This window comes from Halobacillus sp. BBL2006, from assembly GCF_000786645.1.
Taxonomy (GTDB): domain Bacteria; phylum Bacillota; class Bacilli; order Bacillales; family Halobacillaceae; genus Halobacillus.
Window position 1 is genome coordinate 1 of record NZ_JRNX01000299.1, and the last position, 2,496, is coordinate 2,496.

General features: G+C 43.6%; 2 protein-coding genes. Both read right to left on the reverse strand.

Translation table 11 applies throughout. From position 1 onward, the window contains the following. Positions 1-161: 161 nt before the first annotated feature. The gene (gene spoVE, locus LD39_RS09690; RefSeq protein WP_035545622.1) at positions 162-1,265 is read right to left on the reverse strand and encodes a stage V sporulation protein E; all 1,104 of its coding nucleotides are present in this window, start codon (positions 1,263-1,265) and stop codon (positions 162-164) included. Between the two features lie 61 nt (positions 1,266-1,326). Next, positions 1,327-2,496 (reverse strand): UDP-N-acetylmuramoyl-L-alanine--D-glutamate ligase (murD, locus tag LD39_RS09695; RefSeq protein ID WP_035545624.1); only part of this gene is annotated, 1,170 nt, incomplete at its 5' end.

Genomic DNA, 2,496 nt, shown 5'->3' on the forward strand with positions numbered 1-2,496 from the left:
AGATGGCTTTTTATCCACGTAATCGATTGACTTATGACCTCGAGGGGCTAGGCGCTGGAGCTAGATGTAGACTCACACCGCAAAAAGTTATCCACACCTAAATATGTTTATAATTTCCTAGATAGCAAAAAAAGAAGGCGCAGAATTGATCTCTGCCCCCCCTACTCCCTGATCGAATATCGGCTGACACTCAACAATAAGCCTAAGGAAGCTAATGTTAGTGTTAACGAAGACCCCCCATAACTAACCAAAGGAAGTGTTATTCCCGTAACAGGTATCAAGCCTGTTACTACGCTCACGTTAATCATCACTTGTATTGAGATCATACCGACGATTCCAAGAGCCAATAATGAACCAAATAGGTCCGGCGCATTCAAACTGGTGCGTACACCTCTCCAAAGCAAAACGAAAAATAAGCCCAGAACAAGAAAACCTCCTAAAAAGCCTAGCTCCTCTGCAAGAACCGCAAAGATAAAATCTGTTTGAGGTTCAGGCAAATAGAAGAATTTCTGCATACTATTACCAAGTCCAAGCCCTAAAAGTCCTCCTGGACCTATGGCATATAAAGATTGGATAATCTGGAACCCTGCACCCAGAGGATCCTCCCACGGATGTAAAAATGCAGTTATTCGTTTTATTCGATACGGGGCAGAAGCAATCAAACCAACCATCCCCGCCATCCCCGCTGCTGCAATCCACATGAAGTGACTGATTCTGGCACCAGCTGTAAACATCATAACAAGACATGTCCCAACCATAACTACCCCTGTCCCCAGATCAGGCTGCAGCATGATCAAGGCAAAAGGGACCAAAATAAGTGCCAGTCCAGGTAAAAAACCTTCCTGAAACGAGTTCATCCTCTTTTGCCTGTCCGATAAAAAACGTGCCAGAAACAGGATTAACCCTAGTTTCATGAATTCAGAAGGCTGGATACTGAACATTCCTACCCCAATCCAACTTCTCGCTCCACCACGAACCATCCCGACACCCGGGATTAATACTGCGATTAGAAAAACGAGACAGACGAGTAGAATCCACTTGGCATGTCCATACCAAAAATAGTAAGGAATTCTGGATAACGTAATCATCGCTACCAGTCCTGCTGTTGCAAACAGAATCTGTCTTTTAGCGAAGAACCAAGGATCATCGAACTTATACTCTGACCAAATACTTGAAGAACTGTAAACCATGACTATACCAATGATCAATATACCGATGATGGCTGCACTTAACCATAAATCCGGCTTTTTTTGTTTTTCTTCCATAAAAAAAGCCCTACCTCCCATCTGGATGGAAAACAGGGCTGTAAGCTTGTCGCATAAGCCCTTAGTTCAGCTTATGCACAGCTTCGATAAACATGTTGCCTCTTTCTTCAAAAGTTCGATATTGGTCCCAACTCGCACATGCCGGCGAAAGTAAAATAACATCACCTGAATCAGACATTTCATAAGCCTTCTGCACAGCTTCGTGCATTCCTTCCACTTTGGCAACCTTCGCAACATTTGCTTTTTCTCCTGTTTCTTTTAGAAGATCAGCTGTTTCACCAAACAGAACCATTCCTTTAACGGAGGACAAATAGGGAGAAAGACTTTCAAAAGTCGTTCCGCGATCCAAGCCCCCCGCCAGCAGAATGACAGGCTGCTTGAATGAGCGTAAGGCATAAGAGGTAGCTAAAATGTTTGTTGCTTTTGAATCATTATAAAAAGAACGGCCATTTTTTTCTGTCACATATTGGAGCCGGTGTTCAACTCCAGTAAAGGTCTTCAATACTTCCTCGATCGCTTTATTGGAGATCCCGTTTACTTTGACCGCAGCGACAGCAGCCAATATATTTTGCAAGTTCTGTTCACCTACGAGGACGATGTCATCAATTTTCATGACAGGCTCATCGTAAAAGTACACCCATTCACCGTCTGCCCAGGCGCCATCAACCTTCTCTTTTATAGAGAACGCTACAAGGTTTGCATTCGTGCGAGATGTGTACGATTTTATCTTCTCATCATCAGCATTGTAAACCAGCGTGTCGTCATCCGATTGATTTGCCATTATTTTCGCCTTTGCTTCGTGATAGTTCTCCAGTGTCCCGTGATAGTCCAAATGAGCTTCGTAAAGGTTCAGTAATACCGAAATATCCGGACGGAAGTTCTTTGTACCTAACAATTGAAAAGAGGAGAGCTCGACGACCATTGTCTCTTCATGTGAAGTTGATCGTGCAACTTCACATGATACTTTTCCGATGTTCCCAGCAACAGAAACAAGCTGTTCGTCCGCCTTGATCATTTCATGTATCAAAGTCGTGGTAGTCGTTTTCCCATTCGATCCTGTTACAGCAATAAGGGGGCCTTTGTGTAGATGTCCAGCCAGTTCCACTTCTGTTACCACAGGTATATTTCTATTAAGACTTTCTTCAACCACTGGATTCTCATAAGGAATACCAGGGTTTTTCACTAGTAGATCGACATCATCCAATACGGAAAGTGGATGCCCGCCTGTAAC